Source organism: Hyphomonas sp. J20-32 (assembly GCF_055808555.1).
Genome location: NZ_CM147873.1, coordinates 1223391 through 1249010, shown reverse-complemented (window position 1 = coordinate 1249010; position 25620 = coordinate 1223391). Strand labels below are relative to the sequence as shown.

At 62.7% G+C, this 25620-nt stretch carries 27 protein-coding genes; 16 read left to right on the top strand and 11 right to left on the bottom strand.

Annotated features, from left to right (window positions below; translation table 11 throughout):
• Positions 1-39 precede the first annotated feature (39 nt).
• Both AC0L7I_RS06290 and AC0L7I_RS06285 read left to right on the top strand, forming a co-directional pair.
• The gene (locus tag AC0L7I_RS06290) at positions 40-3498 is read left to right on the top strand and encodes an indolepyruvate ferredoxin oxidoreductase family protein (protein WP_473398695.1); all 3459 of its coding nucleotides are present in this window, start codon (positions 40-42) and stop codon (positions 3496-3498) included.
• Between the two features lie 55 nt (positions 3499-3553).
• The gene (locus tag AC0L7I_RS06285) at positions 3554-4885 is read left to right on the top strand and encodes a serpin family protein (RefSeq protein WP_473398694.1); all 1332 of its coding nucleotides are present in this window, start codon (positions 3554-3556) and stop codon (positions 4883-4885) included.
• Between the two features lie 9 nt (positions 4886-4894).
• On the opposite strand, the gene AC0L7I_RS06280 is transcribed toward AC0L7I_RS06285, so the two are convergent.
• The 3 genes from AC0L7I_RS06280 to AC0L7I_RS06270 form a co-directional block, all read right to left on the bottom strand.
• Positions 4895-5233 (bottom strand): hypothetical protein, encoded by a 339-nt coding sequence (locus AC0L7I_RS06280; RefSeq protein WP_473398693.1) that lies wholly within the window; start codon positions 5231-5233, stop codon positions 4895-4897.
• Between the two features lie 63 nt (positions 5234-5296).
• Positions 5297-6889 (bottom strand): lysine--tRNA ligase, encoded by a 1593-nt coding sequence (locus AC0L7I_RS06275; RefSeq protein ID WP_473398692.1) that lies wholly within the window; start codon positions 6887-6889, stop codon positions 5297-5299.
• A 60-nt stretch (positions 6890-6949) separates the two neighbouring features.
• The gene (locus AC0L7I_RS06270; RefSeq protein WP_473398691.1) at positions 6950-7567 is read right to left on the bottom strand and encodes a TetR/AcrR family transcriptional regulator; all 618 of its coding nucleotides are present in this window, start codon (positions 7565-7567) and stop codon (positions 6950-6952) included.
• A gap of 77 nt (positions 7568-7644) precedes the next feature.
• Here AC0L7I_RS06270 and AC0L7I_RS06265 point away from each other — a divergent pair, with 77 nt between their 5' ends.
• The 3 genes from AC0L7I_RS06265 to bfr all read left to right on the top strand — a co-directional run bounded on the left by AC0L7I_RS06265 (position 7645) and on the right by bfr (position 9227).
• Positions 7645-8346, top strand: a complete 702-nt coding sequence (locus AC0L7I_RS06265; protein WP_473398690.1) for an O-methyltransferase — start codon at positions 7645-7647, stop codon at positions 8344-8346.
• Positions 8347-8390: 44 nt separating this feature from the next.
• Positions 8391-8600: a (2Fe-2S)-binding protein gene (locus AC0L7I_RS06260; RefSeq protein WP_473398689.1), complete on the top strand. Its 210-nt coding sequence runs from the start codon at positions 8391-8393 to the stop codon at positions 8598-8600.
• Positions 8601-8747: 147 nt separating this feature from the next.
• Positions 8748-9227: a bacterioferritin gene (gene bfr, locus AC0L7I_RS06255; RefSeq protein ID WP_473398688.1), complete on the top strand. Its 480-nt coding sequence runs from the start codon at positions 8748-8750 to the stop codon at positions 9225-9227.
• A gap of 54 nt (positions 9228-9281) precedes the next feature.
• Here the strand turns inward: bfr and AC0L7I_RS06250 are convergent, their stop codons facing one another.
• Positions 9282-9509 (bottom strand): hypothetical protein, encoded by a 228-nt coding sequence (locus AC0L7I_RS06250; RefSeq protein WP_473398687.1) that lies wholly within the window; start codon positions 9507-9509, stop codon positions 9282-9284.
• Between the two features lie 148 nt (positions 9510-9657).
• Entirely contained in the window at positions 9658-11262 is a 1605-nt protein-coding gene (locus AC0L7I_RS06245; protein WP_473398686.1) for an FMN-binding glutamate synthase family protein, read from the bottom strand.
• Positions 11263-11461: 199 nt separating this feature from the next.
• Between AC0L7I_RS06245 and AC0L7I_RS06240 the strand changes: the two genes are divergently transcribed.
• Together AC0L7I_RS06240 and AC0L7I_RS06235 are read left to right on the top strand one after the other, a co-directional pair.
• The gene (locus tag AC0L7I_RS06240; RefSeq protein ID WP_473398685.1) at positions 11462-11608 is read left to right on the top strand and encodes a hypothetical protein; all 147 of its coding nucleotides are present in this window, start codon (positions 11462-11464) and stop codon (positions 11606-11608) included.
• Between the two features lie 172 nt (positions 11609-11780).
• A complete protein-coding gene (locus AC0L7I_RS06235) occupies positions 11781-12218 on the top strand; it encodes a DUF2853 family protein (RefSeq protein ID WP_473398684.1) in 438 nt (145 codons plus the stop codon).
• An 83-nt stretch (positions 12219-12301) separates the two neighbouring features.
• Here the strand turns inward: AC0L7I_RS06235 and AC0L7I_RS06230 are convergent, their stop codons facing one another.
• The 3 genes from AC0L7I_RS06230 to AC0L7I_RS06220 all read right to left on the bottom strand — a co-directional run bounded on the left by AC0L7I_RS06230 (position 12302) and on the right by AC0L7I_RS06220 (position 16059).
• Entirely contained in the window at positions 12302-13438 is a 1137-nt protein-coding gene (locus AC0L7I_RS06230; protein WP_473398683.1) for an acyl-CoA dehydrogenase family protein, read from the bottom strand.
• 2 nt (positions 13439-13440) lie between these two features.
• The gene (locus tag AC0L7I_RS06225; RefSeq protein ID WP_473398682.1) at positions 13441-14655 is read right to left on the bottom strand and encodes an acyl-CoA dehydrogenase family protein; all 1215 of its coding nucleotides are present in this window, start codon (positions 14653-14655) and stop codon (positions 13441-13443) included.
• A gap of 102 nt (positions 14656-14757) precedes the next feature.
• The gene (locus AC0L7I_RS06220; protein ID WP_473398681.1) at positions 14758-16059 is read right to left on the bottom strand and encodes a glycosyltransferase family 2 protein; all 1302 of its coding nucleotides are present in this window, start codon (positions 16057-16059) and stop codon (positions 14758-14760) included.
• A gap of 289 nt (positions 16060-16348) precedes the next feature.
• Here AC0L7I_RS06220 and AC0L7I_RS06215 point away from each other — a divergent pair, with 289 nt between their 5' ends.
• The 3 genes from AC0L7I_RS06215 to AC0L7I_RS06205 all read left to right on the top strand — a co-directional run bounded on the left by AC0L7I_RS06215 (position 16349) and on the right by AC0L7I_RS06205 (position 18730).
• The gene (locus AC0L7I_RS06215) at positions 16349-17914 is read left to right on the top strand and encodes an FAD-binding domain-containing protein (protein WP_473398680.1); all 1566 of its coding nucleotides are present in this window, start codon (positions 16349-16351) and stop codon (positions 17912-17914) included.
• Positions 17915-18147: 233 nt separating this feature from the next.
• Positions 18148-18330, top strand: coding sequence for a hypothetical protein (locus AC0L7I_RS06210; RefSeq protein ID WP_473398679.1), 183 nt, complete (start codon positions 18148-18150; stop codon positions 18328-18330).
• A gap of 88 nt (positions 18331-18418) precedes the next feature.
• Entirely contained in the window at positions 18419-18730 is a 312-nt protein-coding gene (locus AC0L7I_RS06205) for a UrcA family protein (protein WP_473398678.1), read from the top strand.
• A gap of 117 nt (positions 18731-18847) precedes the next feature.
• On the opposite strand, the gene AC0L7I_RS06200 is transcribed toward AC0L7I_RS06205, so the two are convergent.
• Positions 18848-19375, bottom strand: a complete 528-nt coding sequence (locus AC0L7I_RS06200; RefSeq protein ID WP_473398677.1) for a SixA phosphatase family protein — start codon at positions 19373-19375, stop codon at positions 18848-18850.
• Positions 19376-19503: 128 nt separating this feature from the next.
• Here AC0L7I_RS06200 and AC0L7I_RS06195 point away from each other — a divergent pair, with 128 nt between their 5' ends.
• The 4 genes from AC0L7I_RS06195 to AC0L7I_RS06180 all read left to right on the top strand — a co-directional run bounded on the left by AC0L7I_RS06195 (position 19504) and on the right by AC0L7I_RS06180 (position 22445).
• On the top strand, positions 19504-20142 hold the full coding sequence (locus tag AC0L7I_RS06195) for a peroxiredoxin (protein ID WP_473398676.1): 639 nt from the start codon (positions 19504-19506) through the stop codon (positions 20140-20142).
• A gap of 167 nt (positions 20143-20309) precedes the next feature.
• Positions 20310-20930, top strand: a complete 621-nt coding sequence (locus AC0L7I_RS06190; RefSeq protein ID WP_473398675.1) for a glutathione S-transferase family protein — start codon at positions 20310-20312, stop codon at positions 20928-20930.
• Between the two features lie 75 nt (positions 20931-21005).
• Positions 21006-22157, top strand: coding sequence for a dipeptidase (locus AC0L7I_RS06185; RefSeq protein ID WP_473398674.1), 1152 nt, complete (start codon positions 21006-21008; stop codon positions 22155-22157).
• A gap of 33 nt (positions 22158-22190) precedes the next feature.
• Complete coding sequence (locus AC0L7I_RS06180) at positions 22191-22445, top strand: DUF3297 family protein (RefSeq protein WP_473398673.1); 255 nt, start codon at positions 22191-22193, stop codon at positions 22443-22445.
• A gap of 1 nt (position 22446) precedes the next feature.
• Here the strand turns inward: AC0L7I_RS06180 and AC0L7I_RS06175 are convergent, their stop codons facing one another.
• Both AC0L7I_RS06175 and AC0L7I_RS06170 read right to left on the bottom strand, forming a co-directional pair.
• A complete protein-coding gene (locus AC0L7I_RS06175; protein ID WP_473398672.1) occupies positions 22447-23505 on the bottom strand; it encodes a hypothetical protein in 1059 nt (352 codons plus the stop codon).
• A gap of 22 nt (positions 23506-23527) precedes the next feature.
• Complete coding sequence (locus tag AC0L7I_RS06170; RefSeq protein WP_473398671.1) at positions 23528-24412, bottom strand: branched-chain amino acid aminotransferase; 885 nt, start codon at positions 24410-24412, stop codon at positions 23528-23530.
• A 54-nt stretch (positions 24413-24466) separates the two neighbouring features.
• Between AC0L7I_RS06170 and AC0L7I_RS06165 the strand changes: the two genes are divergently transcribed.
• Entirely contained in the window at positions 24467-24931 is a 465-nt protein-coding gene (locus AC0L7I_RS06165) for a MarR family transcriptional regulator (protein ID WP_473398670.1), read from the top strand.
• A gap of 7 nt (positions 24932-24938) precedes the next feature.
• Complete coding sequence (locus tag AC0L7I_RS06160) at positions 24939-25619, top strand: response regulator (protein WP_473398669.1); 681 nt, start codon at positions 24939-24941, stop codon at positions 25617-25619.
• The last annotated feature ends 1 nt before the right edge of the window (position 25620 follow it).

Below are 25620 nucleotides of genomic sequence, written 5' to 3'. Positions count from 1 at the left end.
CCAATAATCTACCAAACTGCTATTCAGGATGGCACATCGATGAAACACCGTGAAGTCACGCTGGACGACAAATACGAGCTTGTCGAGGGAAATGCTTTCATGACAGGCATTCAGGCGCTCGTGCGCCTGCCGCTTGACCGCAAGCGCCTCGACCGGGCAGCTGGCGTCAACACGGCCGGCTTCATTTCCGGCTATCGCGGCTCGCCGCTGGGCGGATACGATCAGCAATTGCGGGCGGTCCAGGGCCTGCTCGACTCCCATGACATCCAGTTCTGGGAAGGCCTGAACGAAGATCTCGGCGCCACAGCTGTCTGGGGCAGCCAGCAACTCGGCCTGTTCCCCGGCGCGCGTTTCGACGGCCTGTTCGGCATCTGGTACGGCAAGGCGCCCGGTGTCGACCGCACGGGCGACGTGTTCAAGCACGCCAACGCCGCCGGCACATCGGCCCTTGGCGGCGTCCTCGCGATCATCGGCGACGACCATAATTGCAAATCCTCGACCCTGCCGTCGCAGTCGGAATTCGCCATGGCAGATGCCGAAATTCCTGTGCTCAATCCCGCCTCGATCCAGGACGTGCTCGATTATGGCATCCACGGCTGGAACATGAGCCGCTACAGCGGCGCATGGACCGGCCTCGTCGCCCTCGCCGACACGATGGATTCCGGCGCCGTGGTCAGCATCGATCTCGATCGCTTCAGCTTTATCGCACCGTCCTTCCACCTGCCGGACGCCGGCGTCCACATGCGCCGGGGCGATACCCCGCTCGACAAGGAAGCGCGCCTGCGCCAGTTCAAGCTGCCCGCCGCGCAGGCCTATGTCCGCGCCAACCGGCTCGACCATGTCATCCTGCCCTCGCCCAAGCCGCGCATCGGCGTCATTGTCACCGGCCAGGCCGCGCGCGACGTGTTCGAAGCCCTCGCCGCCATCGGCCTGACGCCCGAAGAGGCCGGCCGTCTTGGCCTCACCATCTTCAAGGTCGCCATGCCCTGGCCGCTGGAACCGGAAGGCGTCCGCGAATTCTGCGCCGGTCTCGAACGCGTCGTCGTCATCGAGCACAAGCGTCCGCTGATCGAGGACCAGCTGAAATCAGCGCTCTACGACCTGCCGGACAACAAGCGTCCGGTCATCGAAGGCAAGCGTACGGCCGAGGGCAAGCCGCTCCTCTCCAACGTCGCCTCGATCACCATTCCCGAAATGGCCGCCGCCCTGATGAAGATCATCCCCTCAGGCTGGGACACGACCCGCGCCGATGCCTATTTCGACCGCGTCGGCCGGGCCGGTGAAGCCGCGCGCACGAATGCGTCGCCGACCGTCCGCAGCCCGCACTTCTGTTCCGGTTGCCCGCACAACACCTCGACCACCGTGCCGGATGGCTCGCGCGCACTCGCCGGTATCGGCTGCCATTACATGGCCAATTTCATGCCCGACCGGAAAACGGACATGACCAGCCAGATGGGCGGCGAAGGCATTGCCTGGGTCGGCCAGCACTGGGCCACCGATGAAGACCATGTCTTCGTCAATCTCGGCGACGGCACCTATTCCCACTCCGGCAGCCTCGCGATCCGCGCCGCCGTCACCTCCGGCGCGAAGATGACCTACAAGATCCTCTACAATGACGCCGTCGCCATGACCGGCGGCCAGCATGTCGAATCTGGCCAGACCCCGGCCCAGATCGCGCAGCAGGTCGAAGCCGAAGGCGTCCAGACCATCGTCATCGTCACCGAAGACCCGACCCGCTATGCCGGCGTGAAAAACCTGCCCCGCCGCGTTAAAATCTTTGACCGCGAAGACCTCGAAGACGTGCAGGTTATGTTGCGCGGCACGCCCGGCGTCTCGGTGATGATCTATGACCAGATGTGCGCCACCGAGAAACGCCGCCGGTCCAAGCGCGGAATCATCGCGCCCGACCGTGTGCGCGTGATCATAAACCAGGAAGTCTGCGAAGGCTGCGGCGACTGTTCGCTGAAATCAAACTGCCTGTCGGTCGAACCGGTCGAAACAGAACTCGGTCGCAAGCGCCGCATCAACCAGTCGACCTGCAATACAGATCTCTCCTGCCTTACCGGCTTCTGCCCCAGCTTCGTCACGGTGAAAGACGGCGAGCCTGCCTGGACCGGCGAAGTCCGCCGCGAATTCGATGCGTCCGGCCTGCCCCTGCCCGAGACGCCCAGCCTGGCCGAACCCTGGAACGTGCTGTTCACCGGCGTCGGCGGCACCGGCGTGACGACTGTTGCAGCCGTCCTCGCCATGGCGGCGCACGTGGATGGCAATGCCGCTTCCTCGCTCGACATGACGGGCCTTGCCCAGAAGGGTGGCCCCGTCCTCTCGCACATCCGCTTCGCCCGTGAACCGGAAACCATTTCCACAGGCCGCGTGCCCCCTGCCAGCGCAGATCTCATCATCGCCTGCGACCTTGTCGTGGCGGCGGGCGGTGACGCATTGCTGCTGATGGATCCAGCCCGAACGGCTGCCTATGCCAACTCGGACGTCACCCCGACCAGCGAATTCATCCGCAACCGGTCGAAGCGGTTCGAGAGCGACCTTCTCGCCGCGCGTGTGAAACGCCAGGCACGGGACTTCGGCGCCTTCGACGCCGAGGCGCTCGCCGTCGGTTATCTTCACGACGCGATCTATACGAACATGATCATGGTCGGTTACGCTTGGCAGAAAGGCGCCGTGCCTGTCTCGCTGCGCGGCCTCTACCGCGCGATCCGCCTCAACGGCACCAAGGTCGATGACAACATGGCCGCGTTCAATATTGGCCGTATCGCCGCAGCCGCGCCCGAACGCCTCGTCGCACAGCACGATCCGCGCGGGCATCTGGAACCGAAGACTCTGGACGAACTGATCGACGATCGCGCCGCCCGCCTCGTTGCCTACCAGAATGAATCCTATGCCCAGCAATATCGTGACGCCGTCACCCGCGTGCGCACGGCCGAGGAAGCCGCTGGCCTGGGAGACAAACTCTCCCGCGCCGCCGCGACCTATGCCTACAAGCTGATGGCCTACAAGGACGAGTACGAAGTCGCCCGCCTCTACACAAATGGTGACTTTGCCAAACAGCTCGCCAGCCAGTTCAAGGGCGGCAAGCTGCGCTTCTGGCTCGCCCCGCCGATCCTCTCGCAAAAGGACAGCCACGGACACCTGAAGAAAAAGCATTTCGGCGGCTGGATGATGCTGGGCTTCAAAATCCTGACACGCCTGAAAGGCCTGCGTGAAACCCCGTTCGACCTGTTCGGCCGCACCGAAGAACGCAAGATGGAACGCGCCCTGCGCGACACGTATTTTGAAACGCTGGAGACGCTGGCATCAGGCCTGACGGCGAAGAACCACACCCTCGCCGTGGCCATTGCAGAAATCCCGGACGACATCCGGGGTTACGGTCACGTCAAGGATGCCGCCGTCGCCACGGCAAGCGAAAAGGAAGCCGGCCTCTGGAAAGGCTGGCCCACGGGCGACATGCCGAAGGTGAAAACCACGCTGATCGCCGCAGAATAGTCATGAAGCCAGCGCATGGGTGCAGGGTCCGCAGAAAACCCTATGGAGAATACCCATGCGCCGTCTGACTATCGCCGCCCTTGCCGCACTGGGCGCCCTTGCCGCCTGCCAGCAACCGGCTGCGCCTGCGACAGATGCGGACACAGCCGATGCGCCGAACGAACCGGCTCAATATGTCCTTCCGAAGGAGGAGGTCCAACCTGTGCCCATGGCGGTGACGAATATCGAAACGGCAGAAACGCTTGCCCGCGGCAACAATCTCTTCGCCTGGTCGCTCTATGACGCGCTGGACGGCAAACCGGGAAATGTCTTCGTCTCGCCTGCTTCGGTGAGCGGCGCCTTTGCCCTGCTCTATCCGGGCGCGGCCGGCGAGACAGCCGATCACATGGCCACGCTGTTCGGCTATGACGCGGTGCCGCACGAAATCTTCCCGGCCGCCCAGTACACGCTCGATCAGGCGATTGTCGCCGATACGGAAAAGGCGAAGCTGACCATCGCCAATGCCGTCTGGCTGCGCCAGGGGTCCACATTGCGGGCGCCCTACCGCGCTGCGGTGGAAGGCGTGATGAAGGCAAAGGTCGCACTGGTGGACTTCACACAGCCTGCCGCCGCAGCCCGCCTGATCAATGACTGGGTGGAGGCCCACACCAACAACAAGATCAGGAACCTGATCCCGGCCAGCGCCATCAAGCCGCAGGCGACCGAGCTGATCCTCACCAATGCCGTCTGGTTCAAGGCCGACTGGAAAAGCCCCTTCAAGGCGGAAGCGACCAGCGACCAGCCCTTCCACGCGCCGGATGGCGAGATCACCGCGAAGCTGATGAACCAGACGCTGAGAAAGGCGCGTCACCTCTCGCGCGACGGCTATGCCGCGCTCGACCTCGACTACATGGGCGACGACTACGCCCTCACCGTGATCCTGCCGGACGCTCAGGACGGCCTGAACGGTGTTGCGGAAGCCATGGCGCCGGAAAGCTTCATCAACCTCCTCACCGACATGGATGCGGCGGCGGAGAAGCGCGTACATGTCGTCCTGCCCAAGGTGAAGATCGAGGGGGACTACCAGCTCAATGACGTGATGATCGGCCTCGGACTTGGCAACGCCTTCACGGCCGATGCGGATTTTTCCGGCCTGATCGAAGGCGCAGGCCCAGGTGATCTCGTGATCAGCCAGGTACTGCACAAGACCTTCCTCGAGATCGACGAAAAAGGCACCGAGGCAGCCGCTGCCACCGCGATCATCATGGAGCGCACGGCCATCATGGTGCCGGACGAAGAGCCGGTCGAGTTCCGCGCCGACCACCCGTTCCTAATTGCCTTGCGCCACAAGCCGACGGGCACGGTGATGTTCGTCGGCAGGATCGAGGAGCCTGCGCCAGCTGGGTAAGACGCCCGCCTAGTCCACTGCGGTGACTTCGACGTCGACGATACGGCCCTTTTTCTCGATCTTCTTGAGCTCCCGCTCAAGATACTTGACCTTGACCGTCTTGCGCACATGCTTGGTGCGGCCTGTACGCGTCTTCAGCGTTACGTGCAGCCTGGCCATCTCGTCAGGCCCGTCCAATAGGTCTCCCGTTGTCCGTACAGCTGTGCCGCCGACATAGACGACGCTCTTGCCAGCCACTTTCGTGGCGCCCACAGCCAAGCCGACCGGGACTGTCACGACTTTCGAAGCGACACACGCCGAGGCCATCAGCAAGACAGGCACGAGCAGGAGTATTTTCAACCGGGCCATAAGCAGGCTCCTCTTCTGTCCCGGTCAGGCTAGGGGATTCGTCGCCAGCCGCCAGTTACAGACTCAGTCACGCGCCAGGGCGTCATCGATCAGCGTGGCGGTCTCCGCGACACCATACAGCGCCGCAAAGCTGCCGAAGCGCGGCCCCTGCTCCTGCCCGAGCAGGACTTCATAGAGCGCCTTGAACCATTCGCGCAGGTTCTGGAAGCCGTGATCCTTGCCGATGGAAAACGTCAGCGTCTGCAGGTTTTCCGGCGTCGGCTCTTCATCAAAGGCTTTCAGCCGCGCCGAGAGATCCGCCATGGCCGAACGCTCCTGCTCGGTTGGCCCACGGAACACTTTCGCCGGCAGGACGAAGTCGCGGTAATAGCGCATCGCATAACCGGCAAGGCTGTCGAGCAGCGGATGCGTTTCAGCCGAGGCTTCCGGCGCATAACGCGAGATGAAGCCCCAGAGCTGGCTCTTGTCCTCGGGATTGGCCACCGCCACGAGATTCAGGAGCAGCGCAAAGCTGACAGGCACGTCCGCCTTCGGGGGATTGCCCGAATGGATATGCCAGACCGGGTTTTCCAGCTGGCGCGCGGGCTCTTCGTCCGGATATTTCTCGAGGAAGGTCAGGTATTCGTCGACCGCTTTCGGGATCACGTCGAAATACAGCTTCTTGGCCACGCGCGGCTTCTGGAACTGGAACAGCGACAGGCTCTCGTCCGGTGCATAGGCGAGCCATTCCTCCACGGAGATGCCGTTGCCCTTGGACTTGGAAATCTTCTCGCCCTTCTCGTCGAGGAAAAGCTCGTAGACATATTGTTCCGGCGGGCGGTGGCCGAGGATTTTGGCAATCCGGGAATAGATCGGCGCATTGGCCTGATGATCCTTGCCGAACATTTCGAAGTCGACTCCAAGCGCGGCCCACCGCATGCCGAAATCCGGCTTCCACTGCATCTTCACATGCCCGCCTGTGACCGGCAGCGTCACCTCGGCGCCGTCTTCGTCCTCGAAGGTCACTTCCCCCTTGGCCGCGTCGACATGTTTCATCGGCACATAGAGGACCCTGCCCGAGGTCGGCGAGATCGGCAGGAAAGGCGAATAGGTTGCCTGGCGCTCAGCGCCCAGCGTCGGCAGCATCACGGCCATGATCTCGTCGAACTTTTCCGCAGCCCGGCGCAGCATCGGATCGAACCGACCGGACTTGTAGCATTCCGTCGCCGAGACGAATTCGTACTGGAAGCCGAACTGGTCGAGGAAGGCGCAAAGACGCGCATTCATGTGTGCACCATAGGAAGCGTGCGTGCCGAACGGGTCCGGCACCGACGTCAGCGGCTGTTGCAGGAATTCTTCGAGGCTTTCCGGGTTCGGCACGGTGGGCGGCACCTTGCGCATGCCGTCCATGTCGTCGGAAATACAGATCAGCCGCGTCGGGATTTTCCCGCCCGTCAGCACTTCGAATGCGTGCCGCACCATGGTCGTGCGCACCACTTCCCCGAACGTGCCGATATGCGGCAGGCCCGACGGGCCGTAGCCAGTCTCGAATATGACCGGATCGCCTGCCGCGCGCTGGCCCGCCTTGACCTGCTGGTCGACCCGTTTCTCCAGCGCGCGCGCCAGTTCAAACGGCCAGGCCTTGGCAGAATGGGCAAGTGTCGAAAAGTCAGTCATGGCATGCGTGTCCGGTTGGGATTACAAGCGCACAGCCTGTAGTCACACGCCCGTCGGGGGTCAACTCGCAGGCAGGCGCAGGTAACCGAACACGGCGTAACAGACGCGCGCCTTGATCGCCTTGAGGTCTGTCTCGCCGCGCAGACAGGCCTTGTCGGTAATGCCCTGAACCAAGGCAAGGATATCATGGGTTGCCGTCTTCAGGTCGAAGGGTGTCTGCAGCTGCCGTGACGCCATCAATTCGTAGACGACGTTGAATATGCCTGCACGCACATCCTGCAGGTTTTCATCGAGCGCCAGGCGCCCCTCCTCCATGTCAAGCAGGCGGGAAAGTTCGGGCCGGTCGGTATGGTGGGCGACCGACACCTCGACCAGTTCCGCGATAGCCACGTTCACGGGCGCTCCGGCGACCCGCGCAGCCGTCTCCTGCATGCGGCACAGGAAGCGCTGCGAGTCTGCGAGGACGAGCGCGGCCGTCACCGCTTCCTTGTTGGGGAAGTACTGATAGAGCGACCCGACGCTCACGCCGGCCGTCTCAGCGATCCCGTTGGTCGTGTAACCGGCCATGCCGTCCGTCTCCAGAATGCGAGCCGCCGCCTCGAGTATGGCATCGACGGTCTGAACCGACCGTGCCTGAACCGGCGGTTTTCTTGGGATGATGGACGCGGTTCGGGACATGGCACCAATGCGAGTAGCAAAACATGAGCAATAGCTCGTATTATTCTCCTGCGCCAGAACAAGAGGAGATTCCAGACATGCCATTCGACAGCACGCTTCCACGCGATGGCCTGAACGATCCCGATGTCGCCGAGACGCTCGACCGCCTGCACAGGGATGCACGCGGAGACAGGCGGGTTTTTGCCCGCGCCCTGCCTGCAATCGCGTTGGGTTACCTGCGCGGCCGCAGCGTATTTGAATCCGCCGAACCTTTCCTGGCCGACGCCTACATCCCCGTTTCACCCGAGCTCGGGCGCCTCATGTACCAGATTGCCTGCGCGATGAACGCCCGCAATATCGTCGAGTTCGGTTCGTCATTCGGGATTTCATCCATCTACCTTGCCGCCGCTGCACGCAAGAATGACGGCCGGTTCACAGGCACCGAAATGCTGCCGCGCAAGCACCTGGTCGCGGAGTCCAACCTTGTCTCCGCCGGCCTCAAGCGCTGGGCCGATATCCGCGAAGGCGACGCGATGGAAAGCCTCGCACCGCTCGACGGCCCGGTCGATTTCGTTTTCCTCGATGGATGGAAGGAACTGTATATTCCGATCCTGCAACTGCTGGAGCCGAAACTGTCGGACGGCGCAATCATCTTTGCCGACAATATCAATTCGTTCCGGAAAACCCTGAAACCCTTCGTCGACCATGTCAGCGATCCCCGCAACGGCTACGAGACGACAATTATTCCGCTTGGCAGCGGCGTGTCGATCTCGACATGGAGCGGGCAGGCCGCCACCTGAGGCGCCACAAAACGCGCTTGACAATCATTCGCAGATTGATGCAAATGGTTCTCATGATCATCTGCATCTGCAACCGTATCAATTGTTCCAGCGTCCGCGCCGCAGTCGATGCCGGTGCGCGCAGCCCCAAGGCGGTTCAGGCCCATCATGGCTGCAAGTTCAATTGCGGAAAATGCAGCTGCTCGATCGGCGAGATCATTTCCCGGGAAATGGACCTCAAGGCGCCATCACCGGCCCTCGTCGCCGCCGAATAAGCTTTCTGTTTGAGACTGCGTTTCAGCACGCGGTGAGACTGTGTCTCACTTGCAGATGAACTTGTTTTTATTCGACAATTTCTTGCCAATGCCGCCGCATTCACCTATCCCGCGAGCATACGTATTTACCACGAGCAGGAGAGCCCCATGAAAGGCGACACCAAGGTCATCGAGTTCCTGAACCTTTGCCTCAAGAACGAACTGACAGCGATCAACCAGTACTTCCTGCACGCCCGCATGCTCAAGGACTGGGGTGTCAGCAAGCTGGCCGAGCATGAGCACAAGGAATCGATCGAGGAGATGCATCATGCCGACTGGCTGATCGAGCGCATCCTGTTCCTGGGCGGCCTGCCAAACCTTCAGGACCTCGGAAAGCTCCAGATCGGCGAGAGCGTACATGAAATTCTCGAGTGCGACATGAAGATGGAAATGACCGCCATCCCGCTGCTGCGCGATGCCATGGAGCATTCGGAAAAGGTCCGCGACTATGGCAGCCGCGACCTGTTCGGCAAGATCCTCAACAATGAGGAAGAGCATGTCGATTACCTGGAAACCCAGTTCGACCTGATCGAACGCATCGGGATCGAGCGCTACACGATGCTGCAGTCGGAAGCCAACGGCAGCTAGGGATGAAGCCGGCCTGAACGAGGCCGGCTTCCAATCACCTGAACAGAGGCAGGTCTAGTTGAACGTGTCAGTCGGATTGAGGCGCGCATGGATCGGCCATTTCGCAAAGGCGAGATAGGCGAACGCGATCAAGTTCACGAGCGGTACGAGCATCAGGAGCGACCACGCGCCATTAAAGCCCGCCTTGCTCCATATCTTCCAGTAGCAGACGATAAAGAAAATGATCATTGCCAGATAGATGACGCCTACAATGGCAATGGCAGCTGAATTTCCGGACTCCATGGTTCTCTCCCTTTTTCCCGAGCCGGATCAAACCAATTTTTTTCGGTTTTGCCAACGATAGATGGTCCAATTGCGATTCAGCCCTCAGGCAGTTGGGCCATGCCGGGAACAGGACAGGCCGTTGTACCGGAAAAGCCGCGTCGTCGGATCAGAGACCCAGGGGGCGGAAAGAGACCGCCTGCGCCATGGCCCATTCATTCGCCAGCGCCGTGCTTTCCGGGGCATCAAGCAACACGTTTTTCTCGAGCAGGTCATAGGCCCTGTGCGCCGGCTTGACGATATCTTCCGTCACCCGGTGCATGATGTGGCGCGGCGTCAGCTCGGCCGGATGTTCGCATCCCGCCGCACCGACCACTTCCATCAGGGCCTTGATCGTATTGCGATGGTAATTGTAGACGCGCTCTGCCTTGTCGGCGACCACAAGGCCGCGCTGGCGGCCCTTGTCCGTGGTCGCAATACCCGTCGGGCAGGTATTCTTGTGGCAGTGCAGCGACTGGATGCAGCCCAGTGAAAACATGAAACCGCGCGCCGTGTTCACCCAGTCTGCTCCAAGCGCCATGGACGATGCCAGCGCAAACGCGCTCGTCTGCTTGCCCGAACAGGCAAGGCGCACATGATCCTTCAGCCCTGAGCCGATCAGGGCGTTTCGCGTCAGCACCAGTCCCTGGCGCAGCGGCGCGCCGATATGATCCAGGAATTCCGCAGGCGCCGCGCCGGTGCCGCCTTCGCCGCCATCGACGACCATGAAGTCGGTCCGGATGCCGGTCTCCAGCATCGCCTTGCACAGCGCTAGAATCTCCCAGCGATTGCCGACGCAGAACTTGATGCCGACGGGCTTGCCGCCAGACAGGTCGCGCAGGCGCGCGACGAATTCCATCATCTCGATCGGCGTGGAGAACGCCGAATGCCCTGGCGGTGAGAAACAGGTCTCGCCAATCGGGATGCCCCGCGTGGCGGCAATCTCCGCCGTCACCTTGGCGCCGGGCAGCACGCCACCATGGCCCGGCTTGGCGCCCTGGCTGAGCTTGATCTCGATCATCTTGATCTGGGGGTCTCTCGCGACGTCGGCAAATCGCGCCGCATCAAACGTGCCGTCGCTTGCGCGGCAGCCGAAATAGCCTGAACCGATTTCCCAGACGAGATCGGCGCCGCCGGCACGGTGGTATGGCGACACGCCGCCCTCGCCCGTATCGTGATAGAAGCCGCCCTTCTTCGCGCCGGTCGACAGCGCCTCGATCGCATGCGCCCCAAGCGAACCGAAACTCATCGCGGAAATATTGAACACGCTGGCCGAATAAGGTAGCGCCGTTCCGGGCGCGCCGACGCTGACGCGCGGACATTCCTCCGCCGTATGCTTGGCAGCGATCGAATGCGCGAGCCATTCATAAGGCGGCTTGTCGATATCGAGCTGGCTTCCGAACGGTTCGACCGACGACACATCCTTTGCACGCCGATAGACCAGTGCGCGCTGCTCGTGATTGAACGGGCGTCCTTCTGTATCGCTCTCTACGATGTACGACCGGAAGAAGGGGCGCAGCTCCTCGGCGATCCATCTGATGTGCGCAAGGATCGGAAAGTTGCGCCACAAAGAGTGTCGGCGCTGAATGAGATCGTAGAGCCCAAGCAAGGCCAGGGGTGTTGCTATCCCTCCGCCAATCACTTGCCAGGTCGCCAGGCGCTGGCCCGCCATCAGCGCAAGAACAAAACTGATTGTGGAAAGGAGTGTGAGTCCGAAAGGCAATAGCCGCGTCATTGCGTTTTCCTGTGCTGCGGGAATAGGTTGAACAGTTGCAATCCTATCCCGCCTTGGGTGTGCTTCAAGGGATGTTATGCGGTGGCCTCTCCAACCGCCCCGTCCTGGAAACGCCAACCAGATGAATCGCGCAGTCTATGAAGAGGCCGTATAGACGCGTCGGCGCCAGCAAGCAGATTGCCCAAGCAACGCTTTCAAAATGGTGGCAGTCACCGCCTCGAAAATCGGCGGCGAGACAGTCTCCATCACGCATGCCGACATCGACTCACTCAACCTGCCGTCGGACGAACCAAAACAAATCATTTCTGCAAGAGTCTGCACCATCCTTGCAACCAGCGACAAATAATTACTTCCGTTTACTGATCTTATGAGAATGCAGCCCGCGCTTTAATACAGCGTGCGGGGTTGCCGACCTGTGGAAATCACGATTTAAGCACGACACGTATCTAGAGATTCGTGTAGTCAGTTTGCGTAAGACAGAAACCGCCCGCTTCCGGGCCCATTGAGGAGACAATCCCATGGCAAAAGCAACCAAGCCAAAAACCAAGAAACCAGCCGCTGCCAAGAAGGCCGCGCCCGCACCGAAAATCGCTGCGCCAGCCAAGGCGCCAACAGCGAAAGAAGTGCTGATGGAAAAATACGTCACCGACCTGAAAACAAAAGTTGGTGAAGCCCGCCCTGACATGGCGCTGCTCGAAGCTGCCGTGAAAGCGTCCGGTCCAACCATCTACAAGTCGGACTCGGCAACCATCGCCGCTTCCGACAAGGAAGAACTCGCCCGCGTGCGCAAGGGCTTCGTCGCCAAGAAGCTCGGCGTCACGGATGAGGCCAAGGCTGACGGCGCTATCGCCGACGCCATCGCCAAGTACGGCAAGTCGGTTCGCGCCAAGCACCGCCCGGTGATGTACTATCTCATCGCCAAGGCGCTGAAGAAGGGTTCAGTCCTCAAGGGCTAATCTTTCAATCCGCTTGCGGATAAAAATAAAGCCGGGCTCAGCATCGCTGGCCCGGCTTTTTCATGTCTGGTTTCTGAATCGAATCAGAAGCCCTGCAGGCGCGCATAGCGGTCGCGATGCCAGCTGGCACCGCCATACAGCGCTTCCTGCACGCGGGCGCGTTTCATGTAGAGTCCGGGATCGGCCACGTCCGTCATGCCGATGCCGCCATGCATCTGGACGCATTCGTTCGACACGAGATGCACGAGTTCACTGGCCTTCGCCTTGGCAAGGCTTGCCAGTTCGGCGACGTCGCCCGTGCCGGAATCGACCGCCGCCAGCGCTGCAGCAACGCAGGAACGTGTCATCTCGAGCTCGGTGAACATTTTCGCCGCGCGATGCTGCATCGATTGGAACGAGCCGATCAACTGGCCGAACTGCTTGCGGCTCTGCAGGTATTCGAGCGTCATCTCGAACGCCGCTGCCGACGAGCCGAGCATTTCAGCCGCCATGCCGATGGCGGCGCGGTCCAGCACGGGCTCAAGCACGTCGGCGCCTTGGTCGACCGGGCCGAGCACAGCGCCTTCGCCGACCATGACATCGTCAAGGGTCACGTGGGCGGCGCCGTGGGAGTCGACAGTTGTCAGCTCCTGGACGGTGACACCCTTCGCCTTGGCGGGCACGAGGAACAGCGTGATGCCGTGACGGTCTCCTGCTTCGCCGAACGTCCGCGCGACGACAATGAACATCTCCGCATCGTGGCCGCCGGGTACAAAGCGCTTCATGCCGTTCAGCGTGTAGCCCTGCCCATTGCTCTCGGCTTCGGTCGCCACGTTGAGCGGCGAGAAGTGGGCCGACTCGTCGAGCGCCAGCGCAAAGGTCACCTCGCCCGCTGCAATCTTTGGCAGCCACTCGGCCTGCTGCGCCTTGCTGCCGCCCAGCTGGATGGCGGAGGCAGCGATCAGCGCGGTCTGCAACAGCGGTGTCGCAGCCAGCGTGCGGCCCTGCGCCTCGAGGATCTGGCCAAGGCCGACAAGGCCGAAATGTTCGCCGCCCGGCTCATCCGGAATGATGACGCCGAAGAAGCCGAGCTCGGCCAGCTTCTTGCGCGCGGCTGCATCGCGGCCGTTGGCCCCCTTGTCGCGCAAGGCGCGCAAATGGGTCACCGGCAGTTCATCCCGCACGAATGCGAGGGCCGTGTCGCGCAGCATTTCCTGGTCTTCAGTGAGTACGAAAGTCATGTCTATTGATGGTCCTTCAGGCCGAGTACGCGCTTGGCGACGACATTGAGGTTGATTTCGCTTGTGCCGCCTTCGATCGAGTTGCCTTTCGAACGCAGCCAGCCGCGCGTTGCCTTCATGGCGCTCTCGTCAAAGCCCTCCCCTTCCCAGCCGAGCCCTTCCGAGCCCAGCGCTTCGATCAGGAGTTCGTGGCGATCCTGGTTCATCTTGGCAGCACCATATTTCAGGATGGACGCCGTATGGCCCACCTGCTGGCCGGCTTTCGCCTGCTCGGTCTGGCGCTGGACAGTCAGGTTGAACGCCTTCGCATACATCTTGTGGTCAGCGATGCGTCCGCGCAGGTCGCCATCGGCGATGCGGCCTTCACTGTCGGTGCCGACATGCATCTTGGCATATTCTTCCGGGCCGAGAATGCCGGACCCGCCCGTGCCGCCAAAGCCACCGGCCGAGATCGACGAGCGCTCGAATTGCAGCAGGCGCTTGGCAATTTCCCAGCCGCCATTCACGCGGCCAACCAACTGGTCCTTGGGAACCTTCACATCGGTAAAGAAGGTTTCGCAGAAAGGAGACGAGCCGGAGATCAGCAGGATCGGACGCGCTTCAACGCCCGGGCTTTCCATGTCGAACAGGATAAAGCTGATGCCTTCATGCTTGGTCGAGGTGTCGGTGCGCACAAGGCAGAAAATCCAGTCGGCCTGGTCGGCATAGGATGTCCACACTTTCTGGCCGTTGATCAGGTAATGGTCGCCCTTGTCCTCGCAGCGCGTCTGCAGGCCGGCGAGGTCCGATCCGGCGCCCGGCTCGGAATAACCCTGGCACCAGCGCGTCTTGCCTTTGACGATGTCCGGCAGGAAGCGCTTCTTCTGCTCCTCATTGCCGAACTCGAGCAAGGCCGGACCGAACATCCACAGGCCGAAGGAGAACAGCGCCGGGCGCGCCCGGATGCGGCGCAACTCTTCCTGCAGCACGCGGTTCTGGTCCTTGGTCAGGCCGCCGCCGCCATAGGCCGCGGGCCATTCAGGCGCCGTCCAGCCCTTCTCGCCCATCCGGTCGAGCCATATCTTGGATTCCGGGTTCTTGAACTCGCCGCGCTTGCCGCCCCAGACGATTTCATCGTCTGCCATGGGTGTGCGCATGGAGGGCGGGCAATTCGCCTCCAGCCAGTCACGCACTTCGGCGCGAAATGCGTCCAGGTCTTCGGTGACGTCATAGGCCATTGGAACGGCTCCTTAATTGTCAGGCATTGTCTCTGGGATGACCCTAAATCTCTGCAGCACCCACGCCAAGCCTGACGCCGGGTAAAACTTTCGGCAGGCCATTCAGGACAACGGAGCGCCATGCGGCGTCTTCGCCCAGAAGTGCGGGGCATGACACAAACCGTACAGCGCCCGCGCCATCGCCACTGATTGCAGGGGCCAGTAAAGCGGCGCCGTCAGCGCCACGGCCAACCGCCGCCTGCCCGGGTGCGCAGGCGCCGCGAATCCCGTAGCCACCCCGGCCAGGTACGACACCGCCATCACGCCGGTTCCGAGCGGGCCAAGCGATATGCCCGGCATAAACGCGCACAGCAGGCACCACAGGGCCCACGGGCCATGCACCAGCGCCGACAGGATCGCTGCGCCGAGGGTCAGCTGCATGGACACGAAACCGGCGAAGCCCATTTCCCGCATCGATGCGGCTGGCGTGCGCATCAGGACGAACCAGGTCTGCAGGAAACCTTTCAGCCAGCGTGACCGCTGGGCCAGCCAGACGCCCAATTGCTCCGGCGGCGCCTCCAGCGTGGGCGGCGCAATCATTCCCACCCGCGCGCCGCGACGGGCCAGCCGCAGTCCGAGATCGGCATCCTCGGTCACGTTCCACGCGTCCCATCCCCCCGCCTCGACCAGCTTCGTCCGATGGAAATGATTGCTCGTACCGCCAAGCGCGATGGGCAGGCCAAGACGCGAGAGCGCGGGCAGGATGCGCCCGAACTGGATCGCATACTCAAGCGCCCATTGCCCCGACAGCCATCCGCCCCTTTCTGGCACCCCCACGAGGGGTGCCTGCACGCAGGCCAGGCTGGATAGTCCCCGCGCGAAAGCCGCCACCGCCGCGCGCAATTGTCGGGGGTCGGGGCGGTCTTCGGCATCATACACGACAACATAAGTGCCCCGGGCGCGCGCCAGCCCATAATTGAGCGCACGCGGCTTGGTGCGCGGCAGGCCGGGCGGCAGCACGATGAGTTCCGTCCCGTCCGGCCAGTCTTGGTCAAGCAGCGCGTCGCGTGTCGCCGTGTCGCCGGTTTCGATCAGCAGTTTGAGGTCGATCCTGTCGGACGGGTAGTCGAGCGCGAGGATGGCCCGCGAAAGCTGCGCTGCGCTGTCGGCTTCATCCTTCAGGGCAACGAGGATTGTATAGACAGGCAGCAGCAGGTCGGCGGCGAGCGGGCGCTGTCGCTTGCACGCCAGCACGCAACCAAGAACGACAAGCCCGATCCGGAACAGGAGAATCGCGCCGAACAGGACCAACCCGACCCACAGTGCCATCTGGATGATGAGAGCAGGCGCCATGAGAAGGGATACGCCGACCATGACCGACAGGCGGCGCATTATACCTGCTTGCTCAGCCGGCAGGACTGTCATGGCGGATTGTCCGGGAAAGGCCCGGCTGAAACCGAGCGCTGCATGTTCGGCAAGGGCAGCATCAGGCTCCGGCAGGGAAAATGCCCCTCGCCGGATTTGCCTTTCCCGTTCGAGAGAAAAGAACCCATCCGCACCCATGCGAGCAGAAAAGACCTGTGGATAACTTGAGGCCACAAACTACAGGTTGAAATTGTTTCGATGTCGAAACAATCCATGCGGCGGCGCCGTTCGTTGCCGCCCTGATGCAAAAAAAGCTTGAGCGTTTGTTTAAATGTTCTATGTTTGTTCCATGCCTGATCTGCATGTTGTCTGGTTCAAGCGGGACCTCAGGGTCCACGATCACGCGCCCCTCCTCGCGGCTGTGGCGAGCGGCGCACCAGTCGTGCCGCTCTATGTCTTCGAGCCGGGGTTCTGGGCGCAACCGGAGCATTCGCGGCGCCAGTTCGATTTCCTCATGGAAAGCCTCCAGAGCCTGGATGAAGCCCTCAAGGCGCGCGGGTCCGCCCTCTGCCTCCGGGTCGGCGAGGCGACTCAGGTCTTTGCCGAACTCCACAGGCAGCACGGCATTGCCGCGATCCACGCACACGAGGAAACCGGCCCGCAATGGACCTTCGAGCGCGACCGCGCGGTCCAGCGCTGGGCCGTGCAGGCCGGCGTGGCCCTGCGCGAGCACCCGCAAAACGGCGTCATCCGGCGCCAGGCCAGCGGCGACGGCTGGGCGCGGTGCTGGGAATCCCAGATGCTCGCATCACGTGTCAAAGCCCCGGACATGCTGCCGCCGCCCGGCATATCGGCTGGCGAATGGCCCATTGCCGAGGATTTCCGCCTGCCCCCGGATCCCTGCCCCAAACGGCAGCCAGGCGGGCGCGCGGAAGGCGTCGAACTTCTGCGCTCGTTCATCGCTGCGCGCGGCCGGCGCTACCGGACAGCGATGTCCAGCCCGCAATCGGCCGAGGGTGCGTGTTCGCGCCTGTCGCCACACTTCGCCTTTGGCACTGTGTCGATCCGCGAGGCCTATCAGGCCGCAACGCGCGCGAGGGCAGACCTGGAACTTGATGGTGATTTAACGTTTGCCGCCTCCCTCGACAGTTTTCTGTCCCGGTTGCAATGGCATTGCCGGTTCATCCAGAAACTCGATGACCAGACATCGATCGCGGGACGTAACCTGCTGGCCGCGCCTGATGGCCTGCGCGATGTCGTGGCCGACGGGGATCCGCGCCTCGAAGCCTGGATCAATGGCCGCACCGGGTTTCCCTTCCTTGATGCCTGCATGCGTTCGCTCAACCAGACCGGCTGGCTGAACCATCGCATGCGCGCGATGGTGATGGCGTTTGCCGCGCAGCACCTCTGGATGGACTGGCGCCAGCCTGCGGCGCGCCTTGCAGCCCTGTTCACGGATTTCGAGGCCGGGATCCATTACCCGCAGGCCCAATCGCACGCAGGCGCAGCCGGATCCGGCATCCCGCGCATCTACAATCCGGTGAAGCAATCGCTCGACCATGACCGCGATGGCGACTTCATCCGCCGCTGGGTGCCGGAACTGGCCGCGCTGCCGGCCGCCCATATCCATGCGCCCTGGGACGCGCCCAAGTCCGAACTGGCAAAAGCCGGCATCGTTCTGGGCCAGACCTATCCGATGCGGATCGTCGATCACATGGCAGCCGCCCGCGAAGCGCGTGACCGGCTCTATTCCGGCAAGGCCTCCCACGCCAGGCAGGACAGAACCGTCAGCAGTAGGCGGGCAACCAGGCCGCCGCAGCAGGGCAAGGCGCCCCCAAGGGCTGTCCCGCGCCAGCTCGCTTTCGACCTTCAAATGCCCGGATCGGCAGAATTGGTGCGATCACCAGCCATTTGACGGCAACGCCCCCGAATTTTTTCCAACATGAATCGGAGTTAACGGGCCTTGCAAGGCCGTTTCATGTTACCATATCGAATAACAACGAGGCCTAAGACCCGAATTTTCCTCGATTTTATTATTTTTCGATAAATTCTTATTGCTTTTCGATAATAACAGTCCTATCTTGAGTGTGTCGACGGCGGAATGGTTCGCCCGAGACATTCAGACCAAGCAAGAAGGACTAGAAGAAAATGACCCCCCGCGCCCGTCTCAACGACGTCGAAACGCCTGCCCCTGCCGCCACGATGGCCAATGCCATCCTGACCGGTTCGGCAACGGCCCGGTCCATACCGGCCAATGATGTCAGCTTTGGGGGTCGGCCCGGCTTGCTCGTTCGCCGTCGTCGTCGCCTCGCCCGCCGCGAAGCCCGCTGACACGTCTGCACCCACCCGGCGCTGCGCCGCCTGCCCCCTGGGCCCGCAGCGCCGGTCTCCTCCCGAAAAGCAAAAAAGGACCAAAGAGATGAAACGCCCCCTTATCGCCGCCGCCCTCGCCGCCTCCCTGCTCGCCACGCCGGCCTTTGCCGCAAGCGACCAGTTCGAAATGGCCGTCAAATTTGACCGTGCCGCCGCCGCAAGCACCGAAGGTGCGCAGGTGGAGTACACGAAAATCCGCGAGGAAGTGTCCCAACGCTGCGCTGCAGAACACGAGAACTTCTCTGTCGGTCGCGACTTTGCGACCACGCTCTGCACGGCCCGGACGATGAACAAGGTCGTGAAAGCGATCGACAGCCCCGAGCTCAGCAAGGTTCACGCCGCCAGAAAGGCTGGCTGAACACTTACAGGAGCTGCGCCTTCCGGCGAACGCCGCCTCTCCCCTGACTCGCTCGCCTGTGGCTCCTGACGCCATCCTGTCCCCTCCAAGGCAGGATGGCGTTTAAGCTTTTCAAGGTCAGGCCGGATCGGCTTCGCGGAAATCGCGCGCCCGCATCACATCGGCCAGTTTGAAATGAACCGGCAGGAACGCGCCATCATCGTCGGATTCGAAAAGGGCGGCGCAAGCCGTCGGAAACTTCTCTGTGAGCCTTTCCGCGCCCACGTGATCGTGGCTGCCGCCTTCCCGCAGGAGGCTGAGCGCAAAATCGTGCAGGCCGGGATTGTGCCCGATCACCATGAGTGTCGAGGCGCCGTCATTCTGGCGTACCGCGTCGGCAATGCCGCGCATGCCGGAAAGATACAGCGCCTCCATTGGCCGCACGCGTTCGCCTTCCACTACCTTGGCCACTTCCGAACAGGTCTCGCGCGCCCGGCGCGCAGTCGACACGAGAATGCGTTCGGGGCTCCAGCCCAGCTTAACGATCTCCTCAGCGACCCGGCGCGCATCGGCATGCCCCTGGTCGGTCAATGCACGGCCGAAATCGTCGATGCCTTCGGCCCAGGCCTCGGTCTTGGCATGACGCATCAGGATCAGGCGTTTCATGGGCGCTTTTTGCTCGCTCTGCCGGGACCATTAGAAAAACTTATCGACACCTTGAGGTGTCTCGCATTGGTTCTGTAGTCCTTAGGCACCATTTTCGCTCCAGAAATCAAGTGACAGGAGTTTGAATTATGAGCCTTCTTATTGGCGATGTTGCCCCCGACTTTGAAGCCGACACGACAGAAGGCCGGATAAAATTTCACGAATGGGCCGGCAAGGACTGGGTTGTCTTCTTCTCCCATCCGGCAGATTTCACACCCGTTTGCACAACCGAGCTCGGCTACACAGCCAAGCTGAAGGACGAATTCGCCCGGCGCGGTGCCAAGGCGCTGGTCGTATCTGTCGACAGCGTGGAGGATCACAAGCGCTGGATCAAGGATATCGAAGAGACCCAGAATGCCAGCGTGCAGTTCCCGATCATCGCCGACACCGGACGCAAGGTGGCGACGCTCTACAACATGATCCACCCGAATGCCGACGCAAAGGTCACCGTGCGGGCGGTCTATGTCATCGACCCGAACAAGAAGATCCGCGCCTCGATCGTCTACCCGCCCAGCGCCGGACGCAATTTCGACGAGGTGCTCCGCCTCATCGACAGCCTCCAGCTGACCGACAATCACAAAGTGGCGACGCCCGTGAACTGGCGCGACGGCGAGGACGTGATCATCGTGCCGTCGCTGACCGATCCGGACGAGATCAGGCGCCTCTTCCCGAAAGGCCACAAAACGGTGAAGCCCTACCTCCGCTACACCGCCCAGCCCGGCAAATAGACCTGCGCCCGTTTCCGGCCCCTGCCGGTCGGAATGTCATCCTGAATCCCGTCCCGCCGCCGCCAACCCGGAATGGCGCGGGGCGGGGTTTTCGGTGTGTCGACCGGGATTTGATTTGACTCCTGCCGGGCCGGGACAGACCTTCACGCAAGAACGGAGGGACCCCGATGGTCGAGAAATTGACTCTCTATACCAACCCGATGTCGCGCGGACGCATCGCGCGCTGGATGCTGGAGGAGACCGGCGCGGACTATGACACGCGCCTGTTCAAGTTCGGCGACGCCACGCACTCGCCCGCGTTCCTTGCGATCAACCCGATGGGCAAGGTCCCGGCGATCACTCATGGCGACAAGGTCGTCACCGAATGCGCCGCGATCTGCGCCTATCTCGCCGAAGCCTTTCCTGATGCCGGGCTCGCGCCGACTCCTGACGAGCGCGCGGACTATTACCGCTGGCTGTTCTTCGCGGCCGGCCCGGTCGAGGCCGCGGTCGTCAACAGGTCTCTGGGCGTCGAGATACCCGCCGACAAGAAGGGCATGGTCGGTTATGGCGATTTCGACCTGATGCGCGCGACGCTGATCTCTGCGGTTGCCGACCGGCCCTATATCTGCGGCGACCGGTTCACGGCAGCCGATGTCTATGTCGGCTCACAGGTCGGCTGGGGCCTGCAGTTCGGGTCCATCCCGTCCAGCCCCGAGCTCACGGCCTATTCCGAACGTGTCTATGCGCGGGACGCTTTCAAGCGCGCCGCGGCCAAGGATGATGCGGCCATGGCGGAGGTGACCTGACCCCGCTCCCCTTCCCTGCCAGCTTGACGCCTCGTGGCGCCTCACCGCTAGTAGGAAAAAATTCGGGAGGCATACATGGGAAAGCTGACACGGCGCGTCCTGCTTGGCGCAGGAGCAGCGGCCCTCGCCGGAGCCGCCTATGGCGTGCACAGATTGCGCAAGCGGCCGGGGCCGGCTCCACTCGGGTTTGAGCTCACCGACGAAGAGCGCGCGCGCGGCGTGGCCTTCCTGACGGCCAACCCTGCAATCGATGCCCACGCCCATCCGGGCCAGACCTTCGTGCGCGGTGCCAGCGGCCTGCCGCCCCTGCTGCAGGTCTATTCGGCCAAGGGCAGTTTCGAGAGGCGAACCGTGGGCGACATGGCCGAGGGTGGCCTCGCCGCCTCCAGCTTCGCCGTCGTGGCCGACTTCAACGTCCTCGACCTGTCGAAGGAAAAGGGGCTGATCGAACGCCGTCCGTTCAAGCCGGGCGAGGCCTGGGCGAGCTACAAGACCCAGATCGCCAACCTCAAACGGCTCGCCAGCGACGGTCTGGTGGCAGCCATGTCCGCTCCGGGCGAAATGGACGCCGTGCGCGCCTCCGGCAAGCCGGGTGCGATCTGGACGGTCGAAGGCGCCGATTTCCTGGAGGGATCAAGCGAGCGGCTGCAGGAAGCCCATGCAGACGGCGTGCGCTCGATCACGTTGATGCACTACCGTGCCAATGAAATCAGCGAGCCGATGACAGCCGCAGCCCATGACAGCGCCCTGTCGGCGGCCGGCGCAACCATCGTGCGCGAGATGAACCGGCTCGGCATGCTGATCGATCTCGCGCACATGCCGGAAACAGCGGCCCGCCGCGTACTGGAAATCTCCGACAGGCCGGTGATGGTCTCGCACACCCATATCAGCACCCCGGATCTGGCCCATCCGCGTTTCATTTCAGCCGCGCTTGCCAATGAAGTGGCCGCCTCCGGCGGCCTGATCGGCGCCTGGCCAAGCGGTATCGGCATCAGCACGCTTGCCGGATATGCTGACCGGATCTTCCAGCTGATCGACGCGGTCGGCATTGACCATGTCTGCATGGGAACTGACATGGACGCCAACTACCAACCCGTCTTCGACGACTACCGGCGCCTGCCCGACCTGGCCGGGTTGCTGCTGAAGCGTGGCCTCGGCGAACGGGAGGCGGCACAATTCTTCGGCGGCAACCTGATGCGTGTCTGGCAGCAGAGTCTGGCCTCTTGAGTTCTGCCGCCGGAAAGGGCTAAGAGAATCGCCATGACAGACACACTTCCCGACCGCCTGAGCGTCAATCCGAAAAGCCCCTTCTACAACGAGGCCTTGCTGCTGCGCGGCATCGGCGTGCGTTTCAAGGGCGAAGAGAAGACCAATGTCGAGGAGTATTGTCTCTCCGAAGGCTGGATCCGCGTGGCCGCCGGCAAGGCGGTTGATCGCAAGGGCAATCCGCTCACCATGCTGCTCAAGGGCACGGTCGAAGTCTGGATCAAGGACGAGGAGTCCGACGAAGCCTGAATCAGGCTGCGCCTTTCGGCGTGATCGTCCAGCACAGCCCGTCCGCCGTCTCCGAGACGTCAACATCCATGAAAGCCCGGCAGGAATTCACCGCCCCCCGCCACAGCTCGGTCCAGCACGCCAGCAGCTGGCTGCGTTGGTCGCCGTCCAGGCCGCGTACGATCCTGAGGCCGCGATGATGCAACACTGCCTGCCCCGCCTCGCCGCCTGCGGCCACAGCCACCTCGTCGCCCATGCCGCCAAACATGGCGGCCAGCATGTGCGCCGCCTCAACCGGGCCGCCATCGGCACCGCCCACGGCATCGGCCATATGCCGGTACTGCTGCAGGCCGGTTAGCCGGGCGGCGAGTTTCGCCAGCTCAAGCGCCCGCTCCGCCCCCAGCACATTGACCAGTTCGCGCACGCCATTGCGGATATACTCTACCGCATAGTTCCGGTTCGCCTTGGCGAGACGGACAGCGTCCCACTCGCCTGCCGGCGGCGCAGGCTGCTGCGCCGGGTCATAAGGCGGCGGGGCCTCGCCGGGCGCAAACTGCAACCGCTCGTCCTCGCTAAGATCATGGTCATATTCGCGGAAATAGCCGCACAGGCCGAACTGGCCGGTCATGTCTTCCGAGACGCAGACGAAGCCGAGACGCGGATTCTCGAGCGAAACACCGTTCTGCGCGTACCACCCCTTCAGGAATCCCCGGCTCGCCTCGACCGGCACGCCGCAGATCGCCGGGCCGTCATACATCCAGCGCGGATAGCGAAACCGGACCCAGGCCTTGGTGTCCGACTCTTCCATGTATTCGACGGATACCCCGCCCATACTGTTCGACAGCACGTGATAACGCGCGCAGGCGACTGCGTCCGGCAGGTCGTCCAGTCCAAGCTTGCGGAAACTGGAGAGGAACTTCTCCTCATGCTGGCGCCGGAACAGGCGGAACATCCATTCGCCGACAATGGCTGGCCCTTCGCGCGTGGCGACCATCAGCTCGAGCCCGAGCAGGTATTGGTGATGCAGGTCGGCCTGCGCCGCAATCGCCTTGAGGTCCTCAGCAGGGGCCGTATCGGGCATCGTTCGGCCGGCCTCCCGGTGGCTAGAGTGCGAGTTCCATCTTGCCGTTCACGAGGCGGGTATAGTCATCGACCAGCGAGTGGCTGATCTCTGCCGGCTTGTAGGTATGCGCGCCGATTTCCGCGACTGGCGTGATTTCGGCGGCGCTGCCGGTGATGAAGCACTCAGAAAAAGTCGCCAGTTCGTCCGGCATGATGGCGCGTTCGATGACTTCGATCTGGCGGGCCTTGGCCAGCTTGATCGCGGTCTGGCGCGTCAGCCCGTTGAGGAAACAGTCCGGTGTCGGTGTGTGCAGCGCATTGTCACGTACGAAGAAGATGTTCGCGCCTGTCGCCTCGGCCACCTGGCCGCGATAATCAAGCATCAGCGCGTCGGCATAGCCGGCTTTCTCGGCCGCATGCTTGGACAGGGTGCAGATCATGTAGAGGCCAGCCGCCTTCGCATGGCAGGGCGCCGTGTCCGGAGCCGGACGACGCCATTCGGCATGCGTCATCCGGATGCCCTTCATCTTGTCGGCAAAATAGTCGCCCCACGACCAGACCGCCACGGCGAGGTGGATCGTGTTGTTCTGGGCCGAAACGCCCATCATTTCAGACCCGCGCCAGGCAATCGCCCGGATGTAGGCGCTCTCGAGCCCGGATTTGGCCAGCGCCTCGCGCTTGGCCTCTTCCAGCTGCTCAACGGTGAACGGAATCTCGAAACCCATGATGCGCGCAGAATTGTGCAGGCGTTTCGAATGGTCGAGCGAGCGGAATATCCTGCCGCCATAGGCGCGCTCGCCTTCGAAGACTGCCGAGGCATAATGCAATGCGTGCGTCAGGAGATGTACCTTCGTATCCCGCCACGGGACGAACTCGCCATCCATCCAGATGTACCCGTCACGGTCGTCATAGGGGATACTTGCCATGGATTTCAGCGCTCCTCGCTTGCACTTTTTATGTATTCGCGTTCATTTCAGACTATGGCCCCTGACGTCAACCTGAACCGACCCTTCGATCCTCGCCTTTTCCTGATGGATCAGGAGCTGGACCGAGGCGTCGGCCTCCTGATGGCGGGAGGGCGCGAACTCATGTCTGCCGCAGAAACAGCCCGCAGGAAAGCAGGGCTGAGCAAGCCAGAGATGCAAATACTCATATCCATCCGCTACGAGCCTGGCAGGACAGTCAGCGAAATGCGAGATTCGCTTGGCATGACCGTGCCGACCTTTGCGCGACTGATCGGTGGATTGGACACGCGCGGCCTGATCGCGCGCGAGCGTGAAGAGCGCGACGGACGCCGCCGGACCCTCGTCCTGTCGGACGCCGGAGTGACCCTGACAACGCCGATCGCCATCGTGTTGCGCGAACGCCTGCGCCTTGCCTTCCGGGCCGCGGGGCCCGACGCGGTGGCGGGCATGCGTCTCGCGCTCGAAGCACTGGCCAGGTGAGGCGGCAATGACTGACCCGGCCCACATCCTTGTCGTCGACGACGACGACCGTATCCGCGACCTGCTGAAGCGCTTCCTGTCACGTGAGGGCTATCGGGTCACCACGGCCAGCGACGCGGCCGCCGCGCGCCGCCTGTTGGCCACCATGACATTCGACCTCGCGATTCTCGACGTCATGATGCCCGGCGAGGACGGCCTGTCGCTGCTCGCCGCCATCCGCGAAGGACGCCAGAAGGAAACCCCGGTCATGCTTCTCACCGCGCGCGGCCAGGCCAGCGACCGGATCGCGGGACTGAAAACCGGCGCCGACGACTATTTGCCCAAGCCGTTCGAACCGGAAGAACTGGCCCTGCGCTGCGCCGCCATCCTGCGGCGGTCATACAAGGACGTGCCGCCCGAAGAAGTCGAGATGTCCGGCCTCGTCTTCAATGCCGCCCGCGGAGAATTGCGTGAAGGCGACAAGCGCATTCGCCTGACAGACGCAGAGCTGCAATTGCTGACCGTCCTTGCCGCCAATGCGGGCGAGCCGGTTGGCCGCGAAGACCTCGCCGCGCTCACCTCGGCCGGCATGGAGCGGTCGGTCGATGTGCAGGTGACCCGCTTGCGCCGCAAGATCGAGCCCAACCCGCGTGAGCCCATCCACATCCAGACCGTGCGGGGCGTCGGCTACCGCCTGATGCCGGACTGAG

Excerpts from the sequence above, each read along its gene's own strand:
- AC0L7I_RS06270 (WP_473398691.1), bottom strand. The coding sequence starts at position 7,567 with ATGTCCCGAACCGCGTCCATCATCCCAAGAAAACCGCCGGTTCAGGCA.
- AC0L7I_RS06185 (WP_473398674.1), top strand. The coding sequence starts at position 21,006 with ATGGGAAAGCTGACACGGCGCGTCCTGCTTGGCGCAGGAGCAGCGGCC.
- AC0L7I_RS06205 (WP_473398678.1), top strand. The coding sequence starts at position 18,419 with ATGAAACGCCCCCTTATCGCCGCCGCCCTCGCCGCCTCCCTGCTCGCC.
- AC0L7I_RS06240 (WP_473398685.1), top strand. The coding sequence starts at position 11,462 with ATGGTGGCAGTCACCGCCTCGAAAATCGGCGGCGAGACAGTCTCCATC.
- AC0L7I_RS06290 (WP_473398695.1), top strand. The coding sequence starts at position 40 with ATGAAACACCGTGAAGTCACGCTGGACGACAAATACGAGCTTGTCGAG.
- AC0L7I_RS06190 (WP_473398675.1), top strand. The coding sequence starts at position 20,310 with ATGGTCGAGAAATTGACTCTCTATACCAACCCGATGTCGCGCGGACGC.
- AC0L7I_RS06275 (WP_473398692.1), bottom strand. The coding sequence starts at position 6,889 with ATGACTGACTTTTCGACACTTGCCCATTCTGCCAAGGCCTGGCCGTTT.
- AC0L7I_RS06250 (WP_473398687.1), bottom strand. The coding sequence starts at position 9,509 with ATGGAGTCCGGAAATTCAGCTGCCATTGCCATTGTAGGCGTCATCTAT.
- AC0L7I_RS06280 (WP_473398693.1), bottom strand. The coding sequence starts at position 5,233 with ATGGCCCGGTTGAAAATACTCCTGCTCGTGCCTGTCTTGCTGATGGCC.
- AC0L7I_RS06180 (WP_473398673.1), top strand. The coding sequence starts at position 22,191 with ATGACAGACACACTTCCCGACCGCCTGAGCGTCAATCCGAAAAGCCCC.
- AC0L7I_RS06235 (WP_473398684.1), top strand. The coding sequence starts at position 11,781 with ATGGCAAAAGCAACCAAGCCAAAAACCAAGAAACCAGCCGCTGCCAAG.
- AC0L7I_RS06245 (WP_473398686.1), bottom strand. The coding sequence starts at position 11,262 with ATGACGCGGCTATTGCCTTTCGGACTCACACTCCTTTCCACAATCAGT.
- AC0L7I_RS06220 (WP_473398681.1), bottom strand. The coding sequence starts at position 16,059 with ATGACAGTCCTGCCGGCTGAGCAAGCAGGTATAATGCGCCGCCTGTCG.
- AC0L7I_RS06175 (WP_473398672.1), bottom strand. The coding sequence starts at position 23,505 with ATGCCCGATACGGCCCCTGCTGAGGACCTCAAGGCGATTGCGGCGCAG.
- AC0L7I_RS06160 (WP_473398669.1), top strand. The coding sequence starts at position 24,939 with ATGACTGACCCGGCCCACATCCTTGTCGTCGACGACGACGACCGTATC.
- AC0L7I_RS06215 (WP_473398680.1), top strand. The coding sequence starts at position 16,349 with ATGCCTGATCTGCATGTTGTCTGGTTCAAGCGGGACCTCAGGGTCCAC.
- AC0L7I_RS06260 (WP_473398689.1), top strand. The coding sequence starts at position 8,391 with ATGGTTCTCATGATCATCTGCATCTGCAACCGTATCAATTGTTCCAGC.
- AC0L7I_RS06285 (WP_473398694.1), top strand. The coding sequence starts at position 3,554 with ATGCGCCGTCTGACTATCGCCGCCCTTGCCGCACTGGGCGCCCTTGCC.
- AC0L7I_RS06200 (WP_473398677.1), bottom strand. The coding sequence starts at position 19,375 with ATGAAACGCCTGATCCTGATGCGTCATGCCAAGACCGAGGCCTGGGCC.
- AC0L7I_RS06195 (WP_473398676.1), top strand. The coding sequence starts at position 19,504 with ATGAGCCTTCTTATTGGCGATGTTGCCCCCGACTTTGAAGCCGACACG.
- AC0L7I_RS06225 (WP_473398682.1), bottom strand. The coding sequence starts at position 14,655 with ATGGCCTATGACGTCACCGAAGACCTGGACGCATTTCGCGCCGAAGTG.
- bfr (WP_473398688.1), top strand. The coding sequence starts at position 8,748 with ATGAAAGGCGACACCAAGGTCATCGAGTTCCTGAACCTTTGCCTCAAG.
- AC0L7I_RS06265 (WP_473398690.1), top strand. The coding sequence starts at position 7,645 with ATGCCATTCGACAGCACGCTTCCACGCGATGGCCTGAACGATCCCGAT.
- AC0L7I_RS06165 (WP_473398670.1), top strand. The coding sequence starts at position 24,467 with ATGGCCCCTGACGTCAACCTGAACCGACCCTTCGATCCTCGCCTTTTC.
- AC0L7I_RS06210 (WP_473398679.1), top strand. The coding sequence starts at position 18,148 with ATGACCCCCCGCGCCCGTCTCAACGACGTCGAAACGCCTGCCCCTGCC.
- AC0L7I_RS06230 (WP_473398683.1), bottom strand. The coding sequence starts at position 13,438 with ATGACTTTCGTACTCACTGAAGACCAGGAAATGCTGCGCGACACGGCC.
- AC0L7I_RS06170 (WP_473398671.1), bottom strand. The coding sequence starts at position 24,412 with ATGGCAAGTATCCCCTATGACGACCGTGACGGGTACATCTGGATGGAT.